14 protein-coding genes are annotated in these 17,735 nt (G+C 61.0%); 6 read left to right on the top strand and 8 right to left on the bottom strand.

Features of this window, described 5'->3' with window-relative positions:
• Positions 1-59: 59 nt before the first annotated feature.
• Both oadA and AOA60_RS21100 read right to left on the bottom strand, forming a co-directional pair.
• Complete coding sequence (oadA, locus tag AOA60_RS21095) at positions 60-1,868, bottom strand: sodium-extruding oxaloacetate decarboxylase subunit alpha (RefSeq protein ID WP_099586076.1); 1,809 nt, start codon at positions 1,866-1,868, stop codon at positions 60-62.
• Between the two features lie 11 nt (positions 1,869-1,879).
• Positions 1,880-3,295: an acetyl-CoA carboxylase biotin carboxylase subunit gene (locus AOA60_RS21100; protein ID WP_003213442.1), complete on the bottom strand. Its 1,416-nt coding sequence runs from the start codon at positions 3,293-3,295 to the stop codon at positions 1,880-1,882.
• A 195-nt stretch (positions 3,296-3,490) separates the two neighbouring features.
• Here AOA60_RS21100 and AOA60_RS21105 point away from each other — a divergent pair, with 195 nt between their 5' ends.
• Positions 3,491-4,465 carry a LysR family transcriptional regulator gene (locus tag AOA60_RS21105; RefSeq protein ID WP_099586077.1) on the top strand — a complete coding sequence of 325 codons (975 nt, stop codon included), beginning with the start codon at positions 3,491-3,493 and terminating at the stop codon, positions 4,463-4,465.
• Here AOA60_RS21105 and AOA60_RS21110 read toward each other — a convergent pair.
• From AOA60_RS21110 to AOA60_RS21120, 3 genes are all read right to left on the bottom strand, one after another.
• A complete protein-coding gene (locus AOA60_RS21110; RefSeq protein WP_099586078.1) occupies positions 4,395-4,592 on the bottom strand; it encodes a PA3496 family putative envelope integrity protein in 198 nt (65 codons plus the stop codon). The two genes, AOA60_RS21105 and AOA60_RS21110, sit on opposite strands and share 71 nt — an antisense overlap.
• Positions 4,593-4,740: 148 nt before the next feature.
• A complete protein-coding gene (gene hexR, locus AOA60_RS21115; protein WP_003177007.1) occupies positions 4,741-5,607 on the bottom strand; it encodes a transcriptional regulator HexR in 867 nt (288 codons plus the stop codon).
• A 161-nt stretch (positions 5,608-5,768) separates the two neighbouring features.
• Positions 5,769-8,642 carry an EAL domain-containing protein gene (locus tag AOA60_RS21120; protein WP_099586079.1) on the bottom strand — a complete coding sequence of 958 codons (2,874 nt, stop codon included), beginning with the start codon at positions 8,640-8,642 and terminating at the stop codon, positions 5,769-5,771.
• 278 nt (positions 8,643-8,920) lie between these two features.
• On the opposite strand from AOA60_RS21120, the gene uvrD reads away from it, so the two are divergent.
• The 3 genes from uvrD (at position 8,921) to AOA60_RS21135 (ending at position 12,712) form a co-directional block, all read left to right on the top strand.
• Positions 8,921-11,104, top strand: coding sequence for a DNA helicase II (gene uvrD / locus AOA60_RS21125; RefSeq protein WP_099586080.1), 2,184 nt, complete (start codon positions 8,921-8,923; stop codon positions 11,102-11,104).
• A gap of 189 nt (positions 11,105-11,293) precedes the next feature.
• Positions 11,294-12,163, top strand: coding sequence for a Tim44 domain-containing protein (locus AOA60_RS21130; protein ID WP_099586081.1), 870 nt, complete (start codon positions 11,294-11,296; stop codon positions 12,161-12,163).
• 141 nt (positions 12,164-12,304) lie between these two features.
• The gene (locus tag AOA60_RS21135; protein WP_099586082.1) at positions 12,305-12,712 is read left to right on the top strand and encodes an SMI1/KNR4 family protein; all 408 of its coding nucleotides are present in this window, start codon (positions 12,305-12,307) and stop codon (positions 12,710-12,712) included.
• Between the two features lie 57 nt (positions 12,713-12,769).
• Here the strand turns inward: AOA60_RS21135 and AOA60_RS21140 are convergent, their stop codons facing one another.
• Entirely contained in the window at positions 12,770-14,533 is a 1,764-nt protein-coding gene (locus AOA60_RS21140; protein WP_099586083.1) for a cation:proton antiporter, read from the bottom strand.
• 291 nt (positions 14,534-14,824) lie between these two features.
• On the opposite strand from AOA60_RS21140, the gene AOA60_RS21145 reads away from it, so the two are divergent.
• Positions 14,825-15,301 (top strand): acyl-CoA thioesterase, encoded by a 477-nt coding sequence (locus AOA60_RS21145; RefSeq protein ID WP_028618540.1) that lies wholly within the window; start codon positions 14,825-14,827, stop codon positions 15,299-15,301.
• Between the two features lie 79 nt (positions 15,302-15,380).
• On the opposite strand, the gene pdxY is transcribed toward AOA60_RS21145, so the two are convergent.
• Complete coding sequence (pdxY, locus tag AOA60_RS21150) at positions 15,381-16,253, bottom strand: pyridoxal kinase PdxY (RefSeq protein WP_099586084.1); 873 nt, start codon at positions 16,251-16,253, stop codon at positions 15,381-15,383.
• A 117-nt stretch (positions 16,254-16,370) separates the two neighbouring features.
• On the opposite strand from pdxY, the gene AOA60_RS21155 reads away from it, so the two are divergent.
• Positions 16,371-16,766 carry a DUF3301 domain-containing protein gene (locus AOA60_RS21155; protein WP_099586085.1) on the top strand — a complete coding sequence of 132 codons (396 nt, stop codon included), beginning with the start codon at positions 16,371-16,373 and terminating at the stop codon, positions 16,764-16,766.
• On the opposite strand, the gene AOA60_RS21160 is transcribed toward AOA60_RS21155, so the two are convergent.
• Entirely contained in the window at positions 16,760-17,722 is a 963-nt protein-coding gene (locus AOA60_RS21160; protein ID WP_099586243.1) for a GTP-binding protein, read from the bottom strand. The genes AOA60_RS21155 and AOA60_RS21160 overlap by 7 nt on opposite strands.
• Between the last annotated feature and the right edge of the window lie 13 nt (positions 17,723-17,735).

The raw sequence follows: 17,735 nt of genomic DNA on the forward strand, positions 1-17,735 counted from the left end.
CGAAAAAAAAGGGGGGCACATGCCCCCCCGAGGATTAAACGGTAGTGTCGAAGGCTGTATCAGCCTTCGATTTCAATCAGGATTTCGCCAGGGTTCACCCGGTCGCCCTTGGCCACATGAACGGCGGTTACCTTGCCGGCAATCGATGCCTGCACTTCGGTTTCCATCTTCATGGCTTCGGTGATCAACACAGCCTGACCGGCCTTGACCACGTCGCCTTCCTTGACCAGCACGTCGACGATATTGCCCGGCATCGCCGTGCTGACATGGCCCGGCTCGCTGGCCTGCTTGCGCTTGCTGCTGCCGCCGCCGACAAATTCGTTGAGCGGTTCGAACACCACTTCTTCCGGCATGCCGTCGATGGACAGGTAGAAGTGACGCTTGCCTTCGGCTTTCACGCCGACACCGGTAATGTCCACGCGGTAGCTTTCGCCGTGCACATCAATGACGAACTCGGTCGGCACACCTTCACCACCGGCACGGGCTACGCCGCCGGCTTCAGGGATCGGCAGCAGCACTTCGGGGGCCAAGGTGCCGGCATCGCGCTCTTCGAGGAACTTGCGCCCGATATCCGGGAACATCGCGTAGGTCAGCACGTCTTCTTCGGACTTGGCCAGTGCGCCGATTTCACCGCGCAGCTTGGTCATTTCCGGCTTGAGCAGGTCGGCCGGGCGCACGTCGATCACTTCTTCGCTGCCGATGGCCTGGCGACGCAGCTTCTCGTTAACGGTGCCCGGCGCTTTGCCGTAGCCGCCTTGCAGGTAGAGCTTCACTTCGTTGGTGATGGTCTTGTAGCGCTCACCGGCCAGCACGTTGAAGAACGCCTGGGTGCCGACGATCTGCGACGTTGGCGTCACCAGCGGCGGGAAGCCGAGGTCTTCACGCACACGCGGGATTTCGGCCAGCACTTCGCTCATACGGTTGAGGGCGCCCTGCTCTTTCAACTGGTTGGCCAGGTTGGAGATCATCCCGCCCGGTACCTGGTTGACTTGCACACGGGTGTCGACCGCGGTGAATTCACTTTCGAACTGGTGGTACTTTTTGCGCACGGCATAGAAGTACAGGCCGATCTCTTGCAGCAGCTCCAGGTCGAGGCCGGTGTCGAATTCGCTGCCTTTAAGGGCGGCGACCATCGACTCGGTACCCGGGTGGCTGGTGCCCCAGGCGAAGCTGGAGATGGCGGTGTCGATATGGTCGGCACCGTTTTCGATGGCCTTGAGTTGGCACATCGCAGCCAGGCCGGCGGTGTCGTGGGAGTGGATGAAGATCGGCAGGTTCTGCTCGGCCTTCAGCGCCTTGACCAGTTCGCCGGTGGCGTACGGCGTCAGCAGGCCGGCCATGTCCTTGATCGCGATCGAGTCGCACCCCATGGATTCCAACTGCTTGGCCTGGGCCACAAACGCATCAATGGTGTGCACCGGGCTGGTGGTGTAGGCGATGGTGCCCTGGGCATGTTTGCCGGCGGCTTTCACCGCTTCGATGGCCACGCGCAGGTTCCGCACGTCGTTCATGGCATCGAAGATGCGGAACACGTCGATGCCATTCACGGCGGCTTTGGCGACGAAGGCCTTGACCACATCGTCGCTGTAGTGGCGGTAGCCCAGCAGGTTCTGGCCACGCAGCAGCATTTGCAGGCGGGTGTTAGGCAACGCGGCGCGCAGTTGGCGCAGGCGCTCCCACGGGTCTTCTTTCAAAAAGCGTACGCAGGCGTCGAAGGTCGCGCCGCCCCAGACTTCCAGGGACCAGTAGCCGACTTTGTCGAGCTTGTCGCAGATCGGCAGCATGTCGTCAGTGCGCATGCGGGTCGCCAGCAACGATTGATGAGCGTCGCGCAGGATGGTGTCGGTGACAAAGATTTTCTTGGACATTGTTGTATTCCTCACAGGCCTGCGTGGGCGGCGATGGCGGCGGCGATGGCCAGGGCCAGCTCTTCGGGTTTGCGCTTGATCGAGTAGTTGGTCAGCTCAGGGTGGCTTTCCACAAAGCTGGTGTTGAACTGGCCGCTGCGGAATTCCGGATTGCGCAGAATTTCCTGGTAGTAGGCGGCGGTGGTCTTCACGCCTTGCAGGCGCATGTCGTCCAGGGCACGCAGGCCGCGGTCCATGGCTTCTTCCCAGGTCAACGCCCACACCACCAATTTGAGGCACATGGAATCGTAGAACGGCGGGATGGTGTAGCCGGTGTAGATCGCTGTGTCGGTGCGCACGCCGGGGCCGCCGGGCGCGTAATAACGGGTGATCTTGCCGAAGCTGGGGAGGAAGTTGTTCTTCGGGTCTTCGGCGTTGATACGGAACTGCAACGCAAAGCCACGGTGCTGGATGTCTTCCTGCTTCACCGACAGCGGCAGGCCCGAGGCAATGCGGATCTGCTCACGAACGATGTCGATCCCTGTGATTTCCTCGGTGATGGTGTGTTCCACCTGCACCCGGGTGTTCATCTCCATGAAGTACACCTCGCCCTCGGCGAGCAGGAACTCCACGGTACCGGCGTTCTCGTAGCCCACGGCCTTGGCGGCACGCACCGACAGGTCGCCGATGTAGGCGCGCTGTTCAGGGGTCAACTGTGGGCTTGGGGCAATTTCGATAAGCTTCTGGTTGCGGCGCTGGATCGAGCAATCACGCTCGAACAGGTGCACCACGTTGCCAAAGCTGTCACCGAGGATCTGCGCCTCGATGTGCTTGGGATTGACGATGCATTTTTCCAGGAACACTTCCGCCGAACCGAACGCCTTGGTGGCTTCGGAGATAACGCGGGGGAAGGCTTGTTCAAGTTCTTCGCGACTGTTGCAACGCCGAATCCCGCGACCGCCACCACCGGAAGTGGCCTTGAGCATCACCGGGTAACCAATGCGGTCGCCTTCGGTGAGGGCTTCGGCGATGTCGGCGACGTTGCCTTCGGTACCCGGAGTCACCGGTACACCGGCCTTGATCATGCTGCGGCGCGCTTCGGTCTTGTCGCCCATGCGGCGAATCACTTCAGCGGACGGGCCGATGAACTTGATCCCACGTTCGGCGCAGATGTCTGCCAGTTCGGCGTTTTCCGACAGGAAGCCGTAGCCGGGGTGCAGCGCATCACAACCGGTTTCCACGGCCAGGTTCACCAGCTTGCGCGGGTTCAGGTAACCGGCTAGAGGCTCGGCACCGATGCTGTGGGCTTCGTCGGCACGTTTAACGTGCAACGCGTGGCGGTCGGCGTCGGAATAGACCGCGACCGAGCGAATGCCCATCTCGGCGCAGGCACGCACGATGCGTACGGCAATTTCACCACGGTTGGCGATCAGGATCTTTTTTATCACTTGGAAATTCCCTTGAGCCGATTGCTGCGTTCTTCGACCCGCTGGAGCCGGGTCGGCGCGTGACTAAATGTTTCATGACAGTCGCGAGACACACACTAAGCCCCAACAGGGATTAACAAAAATCAATAATTATTGGGTTGTGTATAAGTAAAGACTTATAGTCAGCGCATTACGGCCGGGATAGGTATTTGAATTATGCGTAAGTCATTGATGCGTATGACATTGCGTCAATTGCAGGTTTTCAACGAAGTGTGCGATTTGCGTTCATACAGCCGCGCCGCCGAGGAAATGTCCCTCACGCAACCAGCCGTGAGCCTGCAAATTCGGCAGCTGGAGGAGCTGATCGGCCAGCCGTTGTTCGATTATGTCGGCAAAAAACTCTACATGACCGAGGCTGCTGAAGCGCTGCAACGGGCCAGCCGCGACATTTTCGGGCGCCTGGAAAACCTCGATATGCAGCTGTCGGACATGCAAGGTTCACTGCAAGGCCAACTGAAGCTCGCGATTGAGTCCAGCGCCAAGTACTTCGTGCCGCATCTGTTTGCCGCGTTCAAGCGCCAGCATCCAGAAGTGCAACTGCACCTGACGGTGGTCAACCGCGCCCAGGTGATCCGGCGGCTTTCCGACAACCGCGACGACCTGGTGATCATGTCCATGGTGCCCCAGGACATGGGCCTGGAATTCCTGCCGTTTCTCAACAACCCGATTGTCGCGGTGGCACTGCCGGATCATCCCTTGAGCCTGCAAGGACCGCTGCGTCTGCAAGACCTGGAACCCTACACCCTGCTCATCCGTGAACCGGGCTCCGGCACGCGAATGGCCTGCGAGGAATACTTCAAGGAGAAACGTGTGCACTTCACCCAGACGGTGGAAGTGGCCTCGGCCGAGGCTCAGCGCGAATGCGTCTGCGCAGGCCTGGGTGTGGCCTTGCTGACGCGGCATGCGGTGAATATGGAACTGGCCACCGGCGGGCTCAAGGAGCTGCCGGTGGAGGAGCTGCCGCTGTACCGCAGCTGGTGCCTGGTGCAGGCCAAGGCCAAGCGCCTGTCACCGGTGGCCCATGCGTTCCTGGGCTTTATCCGCAGCGAGCGGGTGCAGATCAGCGCGCTGGCTGAACGCTTCGCTGGGCAGCCGCGGGTGCCTGCCAGTGGAGTTCCGGGTAATCACTGATGCTCTGGAGCAGTTGGCGCTCCTGGCAACGGTCTTCAATTGCGCGACGGAACGCCATGCGGCGCTGGTCTTCCTGCTGACGACGGGTTTTTACGGCGCTGTTGCTGTCTTCGTAGGGACGGGCCATTTGGAATCTCCCAATGCGAGTACGGGAGTTCAGAATGGCGTTGGCGGATGACGTGGCGATGACAACCTGATGAAGATTCTGGATACACAGGAGATGCCAATGTGGGAGGGGGCAAACCCCCTCCCACATTTGGATCTGTGTACAGTTTTTAGTCGTCGAGGGCTTTGACGGACTTGGGCGACAACCGCAGGCTGCGCAAGCTGCGCTTCACACTCTTGAGGTGGTTGACCAGGCTCGGCCCGCGCGCCATGGCCACGCCCATCGCCAGCACGTCGATCACTACCAGGTGGGCAATGCGCGAGGTCAGCGGGGTGTAGATTTCGGTGTCTTCATGCACGTCAATCGCCAGGTTGACCGTGGACAGTTCGGCCAATGGTGTCTGGCTCGGGCACAAGGTGATCAACGACGCGCCGCTTTCACGCACCAGGTTGGCGGTGATCAGCAGGTCTTTGGAACGGCCGGACTGGGAAATACAGATCGCTACGTCGGTCGGCTTCAAGGTCACCGCCGACATCGCCTGCATGTGCGGGTCGCTGTAGGCCGCCGCCGTCAGCAGCAAGCGAAAGAATTTGTGCTGGGCATCTGCCGCCACCGCGCCGGACGCACCAAAACCGTAGAACTCCACACGCTGGGCCTGGGACATGGCCGTCACAGCCTTTTGCAGCTCCACCGGGTCGAGTTTCTCACGCACTTCCATGAGGGTGTGCAAGGTGGTGTCGAAGATCTTGAGGCTGTAGTCGGCGACGGAGTCGTCTTCGTGAATCGCAAACTGCCCGAAGCTGGCACCGGCGGCCAGGCTCTGGGCCAGCTTGAGTTTCAAGTCCTGGAACCCGGAGCAACCGATGGCTCGGCAGAAGCGCACGATGGTCGGTTCGCTGATACCCACGCTGTGGGCCAGGTCGGCCATGGAACTGTGCATCACAGCCGCAGGGTCAAGCAGCACGTGATCGGCAACCTTGAGTTCCGATTTGCGTAACAGGTGGCGCGACTGGGCGATATGTTGCAACAGGTTCAAAGGACGGACTCTTGTTATTGGCAGGGCCAGGGGATGTAGCAAGCTTGTAGTTATACTACAAGAATTGTCGTTTTGCCCGTCCGACGCATCACTAAATTGCCCTGACCCCCTGATATTCAAAGGCCAGGAGCTTTGTAGCCACTCGGGCGCCCTTGGCGTCGCTAAGGAAAATCTGCATTTTTCCGTAACAAATCCGCCAGCCCGTCAGCCTGCATGGGGCGGCTGATCAAATAGCCCTGCACTTCGTCACAACGCTCCGCCCGCAGGAAATCCAACTGCTGCTGATCTTCCACGCCTTCGGCCACGACCTTGAGTGCCAAGCCGTGGGCCATGGCGATGATGGCTCGGGTGATGGCTGCATCCTCGCGCCCTTGCCCAAGCCCACGAATAAAGGTCTGGTCGATCTTTACGTAGTCCACAGGGATGCGCTTGAGGTAGCTGAGGGACGAATAACCCGTGCCAAAGTCGTCGATGGCCAGCTTCACCCCCAGGTCCCGCAGCTGCTGGAAGGTGGCGATGATGTGTTCGACGCTGTCGAGCAGTTGGCTCTCAGTCAGTTCCAGCTCCAGGTATTGCGGGTCCAGGCCGGTTTCTTCCAGCACCTGACGCACCAGGCTGACCAGCTTGCCCTGGCGTAACTGGTGCACCGACAGGTTCACCGACACCCGAATCGGCGCCAACCCCTGGCGCTGCCATTCACAGGCTTGCCAACAAGCCTGGCGCAACACGAATTCGCCCAGCGGCACGATCAGACCCGTTTCTTCGGCCAGGCCGATAAAGTCGCAGGGCGGCACCATCCCCCACTGCGGGTGCTCCCAACGAACCAACGCCTCGGCAGCGTTCAGCCTGCCCGTGACCAGGCACAGCTTCGGTTGGTAGAACACCGAAAGCTGGCGCTCATCAATGGCTTTACGCAGATGGTTTTCCAACTGCAGACGCTCTAGGGTGCTGGCTTGCAGGCTGTCGGTGTAGAACTGGAAGTTGTTGCCGCCCAAGTGCTTGGCGTGTTGCATGGCCATGTTTGATTGGCTGACCAGCTCGGAAATTTCCCGCGCATTGTCGGGCAGCAGGCTGACGCCCATTGAGGCACTGACCACCAGCTCATGCCCCTCCACCGTCACGGGTACCCGCAGCTTGGCCAGCAGCCGCGTGGCTACCCGCGCCAGGCTCGACAGGCTGCCGTAGGCGTCGAACAACACGGCAAATTCATCGCCGGACAGGCGTGCAATGGTGTCGGCTTCGGGCAAGGCGTTGATCAACCGGCGCGCCATTTTTTGCAGCAACTGGTCCGCCACTTCATGGCCCAGGCTGTCATTGAGCAGCTTGAAGCGATCCAGATTGATATGCAGCAACGCCAGGCTGCGCCCGCCCTGGCGCACGCGCTGGTGGGCTTCGCGCAAGCGTTCGCGGAACAGCGAGCGGTTCGCCAACCCGGTCAACTCGTCGTAATGGGTGAGGTAGCGCATGCGCTCCTCGGACTCGCGCCGCGCCGACAGATCAGCGAAGAAGCCCACGATATGACTGACGTTTCCGCGAACATCGCGCACCACATTCAGTTGCAGCCACTGCGGATAAAGCTCGCCGTTCTTGCGTGTTTCCACCAGTTCGCCCTGCCAGGTGCCGTGGCTGAGCAAGGCTTGGCGGATCACCGGGAAGTGACGCCGGGCATCGCGGCTGCTGGGTAGCTCTACCACGTTGCGACCGAGCATGTCGTCGATGTCAAAGCCGGTGACGCGACTGAAAGCCTGGTTGACCGCGATCAGCGCGTAATTCGGATCGAGGATCACGATGCCTTCGCTGGCGGCTTCAAATACGGTCGAGGCCAGCCGTTGTTGTTCTTCAAGGGCCTTGCCGGCGCTGATGTCACGCCGCGTGCCGAGCATTCGAATCACGCGCCCACTGGGCGCACGCTCCACCGCGCGGCCACGGTCTTCGATCCACACCCAGTGCCCATCGCCATGGCGCACGCGGTATTCCACCTGGTAATCCTCGGTGCGCCCCTTGAGGTGTTCCACCAGCGCACGCTTGAGCAGCGGCAAGTCATCCGGATGCAGGCGCGGCTTGAGGTGGCCGAGCATGGCCGTGACGTACTCCGGCTCCAGGCCGAACAACTCTTTAAGCTGGGTGTGGTGGACTTCGTCGGTTTGCAGGTTCCAGTCCCACAGGCCGAGTTCGCTGGCTTGCAGGGCCATGGCCAGGCGCGCTTCGCTCTTATTCAGCGCAAGGCTGGCGACGTCCAGTTCCTGGCTGCGTTGCGCCACGCGGTCCTGCAGGCCGATCTGAGCTTCACGAAGCTCCTGCTCGACCTGACGACGCTGCTCGACTTCACGCACCAAGTCCTGATTCAACTGCTCGCTGCGCTGCTGCGCCTGCTGGAGATGCTCGATCAAGGCCTGGTTCTGGAAACGCCGCAGGAGTTCACGCTGGATCAGGCGGTTGACCTGCCAGGCCACCAGGTTCAGCGACACCAGCAGGATCAGGCCGAGTACACCCCAGCCTTGTTGCTGCGGGCTGCCATCCCACAACAAGTAGACAATGGACGGCACCAGGCACGGCACGGCGAAGGATAGAAACGCCGGCAGGCTCACGGCGTAGGCCACGCTGGCCGACAACGTCGCAGCGCCGATCAGGCCGAACACCCAGGCTTGCTGCATGAAGCTGTTCACCGGTGCCAGGGCGATGGCCGCAGTTGCCAGCGTCAGGCCACTGACCGCCGAGCCGAGCATGAACATGCGCCGCCAGATTGGCTGGGCCTGACGGCTGGGCATGGCTGAATCAAAGGCCGCCACCTGGATAACGCGCATGGCCACCAGGGCCAGTAGCCAGACCAACCAGATGCTGTCCAACAGGTATTGCTTGGGATTCCACAGCAGCCAGGCGCAGACCAGGCCGTTCACCAACATTAATAGGGTCGGCAGCAGCGAGCCCTGATACAGCAGGCGCGTGCGCTCAACCGCCATCTCAGTGGCGTAATGTTTGCGGATAACCTGCGCGGGCGCCATCGAGGGGCCAAGCAGGTCGGTGCTGAGGGTCATAGGCAATGTTCTTATAATGGTGAGCCCGAAACGTCGACGGAGCATACACAAGCAAGCGCCCGGGCCAAACTGCTCCATGTCATAAAACTGCGCGGTCACACGGCGCAAAGCTCGGCGCCAGACAGCTTCAGCGAGACCCTGCGCGGGCTGTGGCCATTGACCGACCGGTCATCACCCTGGGCAGAATGTTGAGCCGCCCCAGACTGCGCCGGATATTTTCCATCGACCACCCGGCATTGGGATTTGCCCGACTCCCCCCAGCACCCTAGAATGCGCCGATGCGCGATGATCTCTCTCTTTTGCTTAACTCCCTCAACGATGCCCAACGCCAGGCCGTAGCGGCCCCCGTTGGCCGTCAGTTGGTCCTGGCCGGTGCTGGCTCCGGTAAAACCCGAGTGCTGGTGCACCGTATCGCCTGGTTGATCCAGGTCGAAAACGCGTCCCCGCATTCCATCCTGTCGGTGACGTTCACCAACAAGGCCGCTGCCGAGATGCGTCACCGCATCGAACAGCTGATGGGCATCAGCCCGGCCGGCATGTGGGTGGGCACCTTCCACGGCCTGGCGCACCGCCTGCTGCGGGCCCATTGGCAGGAGGCAGGCCTCGCCCAGACCTTCCAGATCCTCGACAGCGATGACCAGCAACGCCTGGTCAAGCGCGTGATCCGCGAGCTGGGCCTCGACGAACAGCGTTGGCCCGTGCGCCAGGCGCAGTGGTTTATCAACGGGCAGAAAGACGAAGGCCTGCGCCCGCAGCATATCCAGGCCAGCGGCGACTTGTTCCTGGCGACCATGCGCAGCATCTATGAAGCCTACGAGGCTGCCTGCGCACGCGCTGGCGTGATCGACTTCTCCGAGTTGCTGCTGCGCGCCCTCGACCTGTGGCGCGACAACCCCGGTTTGCTGGCCCATTACCAGAAACGCTTCCGCCACATTCTGGTGGATGAGTTCCAGGACACCAACGCCGTGCAGTACGCCTGGTTGCGCCTGCTGGCCAAGGGCGGCGACAGCCTGATGGTGGTGGGTGACGACGACCAGTCGATCTATGGCTGGCGCGGCGCGAAAATCGAGAACATCTACCAGTACTCCGACGACTTCCCGGACGCGATCACCATCCGCCTGGAGCAGAACTACCGCTCTACCGCCGGTATCCTCAAGGCCGCCAACGCCTTGATCGCCAACAACACCGGGCGCATGGGTAAAGAACTGTGGACCGACGGCGGCGAAGGCGAAGCGATCAACCTGTACGCCGCCTTCAACGAGCATGATGAAGCGCGCTACGTGGTGGAAACCATCGAAAGCGCGTTGAAAACTGGCCTCTCACGCAGCGACATCGCCATCCTGTATCGCTCCAACGCCCAATCGCGGGTACTGGAAGAAGCCTTGTTGCGCGAACGTATCCCGTACCGCATCTATGGCGGCCAGCGCTTCTTCGAGCGCGCCGAAATCAAGAACGCCATGGCCTACCTGCGCTTGCTGGAAGGTCGCGGCAACGATGCGGCGCTGGAGCGGGTGATCAATATCCCGGCCCGTGGCATCGGCGAAAAAACCGTCGAAGCGATCCGCGACCATGCGCGCCACGCCGATGTGTCGATGTGGGAAGCGATGCGCTTGCTGATCGCCAACAAAGGCCTGACCGGCCGTGCCGCCGGTGCGCTGGGCGTATTTGTCGAGCTGATCGAGAACCTGGCCGCCAAGTGCATGGAAATGCCACTGCACTTGATGACTCAGACCGTGATCGAGCAGTCCGGGCTGATCGCCTATCACGAAGCGGAAAAAGGCGAAAAAGGCCAGGCACGGGTAGAAAACCTTGAGGAACTGGTCAGCGCCGCCCGTGCGTTCGAAAACACCGAGGAAGACGAAGAGCTGACACCGCTCGCCGCTTTCCTCGGCCATGCCTCCCTGGAAGCCGGCGACACCCAGGCCGATGAGCATGAAGACAGCATCCAGCTGATGACCTTGCACAGCGCCAAGGGCCTGGAGTTCCCGTATGTATTCCTGGTGGGCATGGAAGAAGGCCTGTTCCCGCACAAGATGAGCCTGGAAGAGCCCGGCCGCCTTGAAGAAGAACGGCGCCTGGCCTACGTGGGCATCACCCGGGCGATGCAGAACCTGGTAATGACCTACGCCGAGACCCGACGCCTGTACGGCAGCGAGACCTACAACAAGGTGTCGCGCTTCGTACGTGAAGTGCCGAAGGGCCTGATCCAGGAAGTGCGCCTGTCCAACAGCGTCAGCCGCCCGTTCGGCGGTGGCCAGCAGCAGAACTCCAGCAGCATGTTTGCCGGTTCCGAAATTCCGGAAACCCAGTTCAGCCTTGGCCAGCAGGTCCGGCATTCCGTGTTCGGCGAAGGCGTCATCCTCAACTTCGAGGGTGCCGGCGCCCAGGCACGGGTGCAGGTGAACTTCGCCGAAGGCAGCAAGTGGCTGATGATGGGTTACGCGAAGCTCGAAGCCGTCTGAAACATTTGCCTACATGAAGCTTATTGGCCCGCCCTTGTTTTTAACGAGCGCGGGCCAATATCTTCCATTAGTCCTACAGACCTTTCGGAATCGGTCTTACGCAAAAGCCCGAAACATTATGCCGCTAGCCACTGTCACTACACCTGTGCAACATGGCGCGCGTGCAATCCACAAATGGGAATTCCCTTTATGAAACGTTTTCTTAGCATCGCCATGGCGTTGTGCATCGGCCTGACGATGAGCCTCGACGCCAACGCCAAACGCTTCGGTGGCGGCAAAAGCTCGGGCGCGGCGCCGACTCACCAGACCAGCCAAATGGCTCCATCCGCCGGTGCAGGCGGTGCTGCCGCTACTGCAGGCGCAGCCGGTGCTGCAGGCGCCGCGGCCAAGGCCGGCGGTGCGTCGCGCTGGTTGGGCCCTCTGGCCGGCATCGCGGCCGGTGGCCTGCTCGCTTCCATGTTCATGGGCGGCGGCTTCCAGGGCATGCAGATCTTCGACATCCTGATCATGGCCGTCATCGCCTTCCTGGTCTTCCGTTTTATCGCCGCCCGTCGTCGCAAGCAGCAGGAGCACATGGCTCCAGCCGGCGCGCCGATGCAGCGTGAAGTGTTCGAGCAGAAGCCAGCCATGGGTTCGATCTTCGGTGGTTCGGCAGCACCTGCTGCGGCCCGTCCGGTGATCAACGCACCGGCCTGGTTCAACGAAGAGCGTTTCGTCGAAGCGGCCCGTAGCCACTTCCAGTCCCTGCAGCAACACTGGGACGCCAACGAAATGGACAAGATCGCCGAGTTCGTGACCCCGCAACTGCTGGAGTTCCTCAAGCGCGAACGCGCCGAGATCGGCGACGCGTTCCAGTCGACCTACATCGACGACCTGCGCGTACAGCTGGACGGTGTGGATGATCGCGCCGACAAGACCATCGCCACCCTGACCTTCAGTGGTGTGTCGAAGACCTCGCGCTTCGACCAGGGCGAAGTGTTCAGCGAAAGCTGGAACATGGAACGCCCTCAAGGCGAAAACCAGCCTTGGCTGGTCGCCGGTATCCGCCAGAACGGCTGATACCCCCGCGCTTGCAAGCCGTAACAAAAAACCCCGGACATGTCTCATGTCCGGGGTTTTCTATTTCACGGTTGCACTTATAGCGAGCTACTGTATAAAACGCCCCTATAAACCGCGCCATCTAGCAAGAGGATCCCGGCCGTGGAAGAAATCATCGAACAATTGCGTGAAGCCAACGAACCGGTCCCGGTTCCTCTGGAACTGCCTGACGAAGATCAACTGGTGGAAATCGAAGAACAACTGTTCATCGACATCCCGTTTGTCTTCCGTGAATTCCTGCTGACCGTCAGCGATGTTGTATACGGCAGCCTGGAGCCGGTGACCGTCACCGACCCGCAATCCCACACCTACCTGCCGGACGTGGCCGCTAACGCCTGGGATGCGGGCGTTGACCGCAGCCTGATCCCGATCTGCCAGGACGGCGACGACTACTACTGCGTCGAAGAAGACGGCACCGTGGTGCTGTGGTCCGCCGAAGAAGAGCTCGTCACCGAAGAGACGTGGGAATCGGTCTGGCACTGGGCGCGGGACGTCTGGCTCGAAAGCTGAGACCTGATCCCCGTGGTGAGCAGGCTTGTCCCGCGCCGGGCCGCGGTGCGGCCCCCATCAGTGCTCCGGCGTATCCTTGTGGTTATCCAGCGTCTCCAGCAAAGCCACCTGCATCCGCGTATGCACGCGGATGAACCAGCGCCAGAGCACCGCCGCCACCGCCGCCGTGACTACGGCAATCAGGAGCAGCAACTTGTTGGTCGGCAGAATACTGGCCGACAAGGCTGCCAGTAGCAGGAAGATCACCAGCAGCGACAGAATCGGGATCAGCTCGGCAATCACACGCCGCACCCGCTGGGTATGCCGCCCGGCCATTTCCGGCTTGACGCTCATCTCCGCCAGCAACATCGACAGCGCCTTGAGCTTGCGGTAAGCCGCAATCAAAAACGGCAGCGACAACAGCAACGCCCCGCCCCAGATCAATGCCTTCTGCCAGCTCGGATCATTGATCCAACCTTCCAGATACCCACCAATGCGCGCCGCAAAAAAACTGCCGGCGAAGAAAATCGCGATTACCAGCGCCAGGTTCACGCCGACTTGCAGGATGATTCTGCGGATCATCGACGCCAGCATCGCGCCCTCGCCCTGAGGCTGAATGCTGCGCAGCCACTCGCCGTACATACCGAATACCCGGCTCATGCGCTTGGGCATCACCGCCGCGATCTTCAGCGACAGCGGATCAGCACCGCGTATCAGGTAAGGCGTCAGCAGCGTGGTGATCGCCGAAACGGCGACCGCCACCGGATACAGGAAGTCACTGGTCACCTGCAAGGTCATGCCCAGCGCGGCGATGATGAAGGAAAACTCGCCAATCTGTGACAGCCCCATGCCCACGCGCAGTGAGGTGCGGCCGTCATTACCGGCGATAAATGCGCCGAGGCCGCAGGACAACATCTTGCCGAGCACCACTGCCACGGTGATTACCGCGATGGGCCAGGCGTATTGCAACAGGATCTGCGGGTCGATCATCAGGCCAATCGCAACAAAGAAGATCGCGCTGAACATGTCGCGAACCGGCTCGATCAGGCGCTCGATCTTAATCAATTGCTTGGACTCGGCCATGATCGCGCCAATCAAAAACGCGCCCAACACCATGCTGTATTCCAGCTTGACCACCAGCAGGCAGAAACCGAAGCATAGGCCCAGCACGGTGATCAGCAGCATCTCGTTGCTTTCGAACTTGGCCACATAAGCCAGCAGACGCGGCACCAGCAAGATGCCGATCACCAAGGCAACGATCATGAACAGCGAGAGCTTGCCGACCGTGGAGAACACCTCGCCGGAGCTGACCGTACCGCTGACGGCGATGCTCGACAGCAAGGCAATGATGCCAATGCCAAGAATGTCCTCGACGATCAGCACGCCGAAAATCAGCTGCGCGAAACGCTGGTTCTTCATCTTCAAATCATTGAGGGCTTTGACGATGATGGTGGTCGAGGAAATCGCCAGAATCGCGCCGAGGAACAGCGAGTCCATGGTGTTCCAGTCAAACCAGCGGCCGATCTCGTAGCCGATCCAGATCATCAGGATGATTTCCAGGAAGGCCGCGATAAACGCCGTGGCACCCACCTTGAACAACTTGCGCAGGCTGAACTCCAGGCCCAGGCAGAACATCAGGAAGATCACCCCGAGCTCGGCGAGGGTCTTGATGGTGTCCTCGTCGTGGATCAGGCCGAACGGTGGGGTGTGGGGGCCGATGATGAAGCCGGCAACGATGTAACCCAGCACCACCGGCTGCTTGAGGCGATGAAACAGGACAGTGACTACCCCTGCCACCAGCATGATCACGGCCAAGTCCTGGATAAAGCTGATGGCGTGCATGGCGAGGGGCTCCTTGAGGGTACCGGCGCTTTTCCCACTTCCGCTCGCGCACATGAAACGTCGCAAAGTTCGGAAGGAAAAGTCTGCCTTTATCGTAAGAAATGCCCTGGGATGGGCTTTTGGAGGTTAACACCGCGACTTCCCGCAGAAAGCCGGTGCAATATATGGAAACAGATCGGTGCAGGCGTGACGGCAAGCCGACCACCGGCGTCCCGTAAAGGATGGCGCTGCAAAGATTCCAGCACCCGCAGAGGTGCGCCCCCAACCAATGCCTACAACCGTGAGTGTGCTATGGAACCCGGAAACGCCCAGCTGTCGATGACGGTATTGATGACCCCTGACATGGCCAACTTCTCAGGCAATGTCCACGGCGGCACCCTGCTCAAGTACCTCGACGAAGTGGCCTACGCCTGCGCAAGCCGTTATGCCGGTCGCTATGTGGTGACGCTGTCGGTGGATCAGGTGATTTTTCGCGAGCCGATCCATGTCGGCGAACTGGTGACGTTCCTTGCGTCGGTCAACTACACCGGCAATACGTCGATGGAAGTGGGCATCAAAGTGGTGACCGAGAACATCCGTGAACGCTCTGTGCGCCACACCAACAGCTGCTTCTTCACCATGGTAGCCGTCGACGACCAACGCAAACCGGCCGCCGTGCCGCCGCTGCAACCGCAGAACAGCGAAGACAAGCGCCGGTTTGTACAGGCCCAACAGCGTCGGCAGATTCGTCAGGAGCTGGAAAAGCGCTACCAGGAAATCAAAGGCTGAGACACGGCAAAGCCCGACCTGTAAACCCAATCAAAATGTGGGAGCTGGCTTGCCTGCTCCCACATTGGGTTTTGTGTGTTTATAGATCTATCGGCGTGGCTTCAAAACGTACGCGTGGGTGGGCGATACGATCCTGAGCCCGCACCAACTCCAGTTCATAACTGGCGCAGGCCTGGGTTTCCAGCAGCACTTCGTGCACAGCCGCCGCGGTGAACTCAAAGGCGGCCAACAGGCTGTCGCCCAACAACACTCGCGCCAGGAACAACCCCGACGTCAGGTCGCCCACGCCCACCGGTTGGCGCGGGAAGGCCAGCAGCGGCCGACGCAGGTGCCAACTGCCGTCGGCGGTCACCAACAACATCTCGAAGCCGTCCGGCAACTTGCCCGGGTAATCCAAATGTTTGACCAGCACGGCCTTTGGCCCGCGTGCCAGCAACGCCTTGGCCATCGCCAGGCAATCGAACAGCGACTGCGGCTTGCGCCCGGCAAAGCTGTCCAGTTCCAGTTGGTTGGGGCACAGGAAATCGGCCATGGCAACGGCTTCGTCGAGCAGAAAATCGCTGACGTCCTGGGGCACGATGCAGCCTTTTTCCGGATGGCCCATGACCGGGTCGCACAGGTACAGGGCCTTGGGATTGATGGCTTTGATCCGCGCCACGCCGGTGAGAATCGCCCGGCCCTGGTCCGCGCTGCCCAGGTAGCCGGACAGCACTGCATCGCAATTGCCCAGCTCACCGATGGCGGCAATGCCTTCCACCAACGCAGGAATTTGCTGCGGTGCCAACACTTCGCCCGCCCACTGTCCATACTGGGTGTGGTTGGAGAACTGCACCGTGTTCAGCGGCCAGACATTCACCCCGACCCGCTGCATGGGGAACACGGCGGCGCTGTTTCCGGCGTGGCCAAAGACCACATGAGACTGGATCGCAAGCAGATGAGGTGTGCGTTTCATGCAGGGGATTTCCGTAAAGCCATTGAAATTCTGGCCGCGCAGTATGCGACTAAACGCAGCCTGTACGACAGACCGGCGACACAGTTAAGCTGCTCTCACTTTGTTGGAGTTTTTCGCATGCTGACCCTGGGAAACATGTTTGTGTTAATGCTGCTGGCGACCGGCGCCGCCTGGGTGTGGCACAACCACGGCCTACGCGAGCGGGCGCTGGCGCGGGTCAAGCAGCATTGCGCCAAGCTCGATATCGAATTGCTCGACGGTGCCGTCGCGTTGAAGCGCATCGGTTTTGTGAAAGACGCCAATGGCCGGCGGCGTCTGGCGCGTATCTACAATTTCGAGTTCACCGTCACGGGCGAGACCCGTCACAGCGGGACTATCACCCAATTCGGCGCCCACAGCGCGCAAATCGAACTGGCGCCCTACCCGTTCGAGGCCAAGGAGGCGCTGCCCAGCGCTGAAGTCATTGAGCTGAGCCAATGGCGGCAGGACCACGCGGCCAAGAACCGTCAGTAACGGCAGGCTGCGAGCGCGGCCTGTAATGCGACCACGTCCTGTGGGGCGCTGAAGATCAGTTCGACACGAGAGTCGCGGCGCCATTCACTGGGCTGCCAGGTGAACGAGCTGTTATCCACAGCATTAACGGAAATCCAGCGATCACGGCTGTGGATAACCAGTTTGGCGCGGCGCCATTCAAGACTTTTGAGCCACAGCGCCAGACGCTCAGGATCAAATAGCTGGCTTGGATGCCAGCGCCAACCAATGCTCCAGCCGCCCTCCTGGGCCTGGCTCAAACAAATGGGCTGCGCGGGATCGCTCCAGATCGCCGGCAGTTGGGCCAGCCCCTTGGGCACTGCGAAGTTATCCACAGCCGCGCCTGCAATTGCGTTCAAGCCAGGTAGCTGGGCCAGCGGCAACTGCGCCTGGCGTGTCCAGTAAATCGCACAATCCGGTAACTGCCGTTGGATCGCATGGCGCTGCGTGGCATCCAGCGCCTCATCCTTGTTCAACACCAACAGCCCGGCACTGGCCAGCGCCTCCTGCTGCGCCACCGGCAAAGGCTTGCCCGCCGCCAGTGCTTGGGCATCCAGCACCAGCACACAGGGCTGGACCGCCAGCACCGCTTGCCACGGCGCTTCGCGCAACTGCTTGAGCAACTGCGCAGGATGGCCCAGGCCCGAGGGTTCGATAAACAAACGATCCGGCTTGGCCTTACGCAGCAAGCGGCCCAGGCCTACCTGGAACGGTGCTCCATTCACACAGCACAGGCAGCCACCGGCAACTTCGCCGAGGGCAATGCCGTCGTCGTCCCGGGTCAGCAGCGCAGCATCCAGGCCGATCTGCCCGAACTCGTTGATCAACACCGCCCAGCGCTCGTTGGCCGGGCGTTGGGCGAGCAGGTGCTTGATCAAGCTGGTCTTGCCGGCGCCCAAGGGGCCGGCGATCACGTGGGTGGGAATGTTCTGCAGCATCAGGGGCATCGTT

The sequence above is a fragment of the Pseudomonas sp. 2822-17 genome (assembly GCF_002742485.1).
In the GTDB taxonomy this organism is placed as follows: domain Bacteria; phylum Pseudomonadota; class Gammaproteobacteria; order Pseudomonadales; family Pseudomonadaceae; genus Aquipseudomonas; species Aquipseudomonas cyclaminis.

Coding starts and splice junctions, on each gene's coding strand:
- uvrD (WP_099586080.1), top strand. CDS start 8,921: ATGCGCGATGATCTCTCTCTTTTGCTTAACTCCCTCAACGATGCCCAA.
- AOA60_RS21155 (WP_099586085.1), top strand. CDS start 16,371: ATGCTGACCCTGGGAAACATGTTTGTGTTAATGCTGCTGGCGACCGGC.
- AOA60_RS21145 (WP_028618540.1), top strand. CDS start 14,825: ATGGAACCCGGAAACGCCCAGCTGTCGATGACGGTATTGATGACCCCT.
- AOA60_RS21120 (WP_099586079.1), bottom strand. CDS start 8,642: ATGACCCTCAGCACCGACCTGCTTGGCCCCTCGATGGCGCCCGCGCAG.
- AOA60_RS21130 (WP_099586081.1), top strand. CDS start 11,294: ATGAAACGTTTTCTTAGCATCGCCATGGCGTTGTGCATCGGCCTGACG.
- oadA (WP_099586076.1), bottom strand. CDS start 1,868: ATGTCCAAGAAAATCTTTGTCACCGACACCATCCTGCGCGACGCTCAT.
- pdxY (WP_099586084.1), bottom strand. CDS start 16,253: ATGAAACGCACACCTCATCTGCTTGCGATCCAGTCTCATGTGGTCTTT.
- AOA60_RS21140 (WP_099586083.1), bottom strand. CDS start 14,533: ATGCACGCCATCAGCTTTATCCAGGACTTGGCCGTGATCATGCTGGTG.
- AOA60_RS21160 (WP_099586243.1), bottom strand. CDS start 17,722: ATGCTGCAGAACATTCCCACCCACGTGATCGCCGGCCCCTTGGGCGCC.
- AOA60_RS21105 (WP_099586077.1), top strand. CDS start 3,491: ATGCGTAAGTCATTGATGCGTATGACATTGCGTCAATTGCAGGTTTTC.
- AOA60_RS21110 (WP_099586078.1), bottom strand. CDS start 4,592: ATGGCCCGTCCCTACGAAGACAGCAACAGCGCCGTAAAAACCCGTCGT.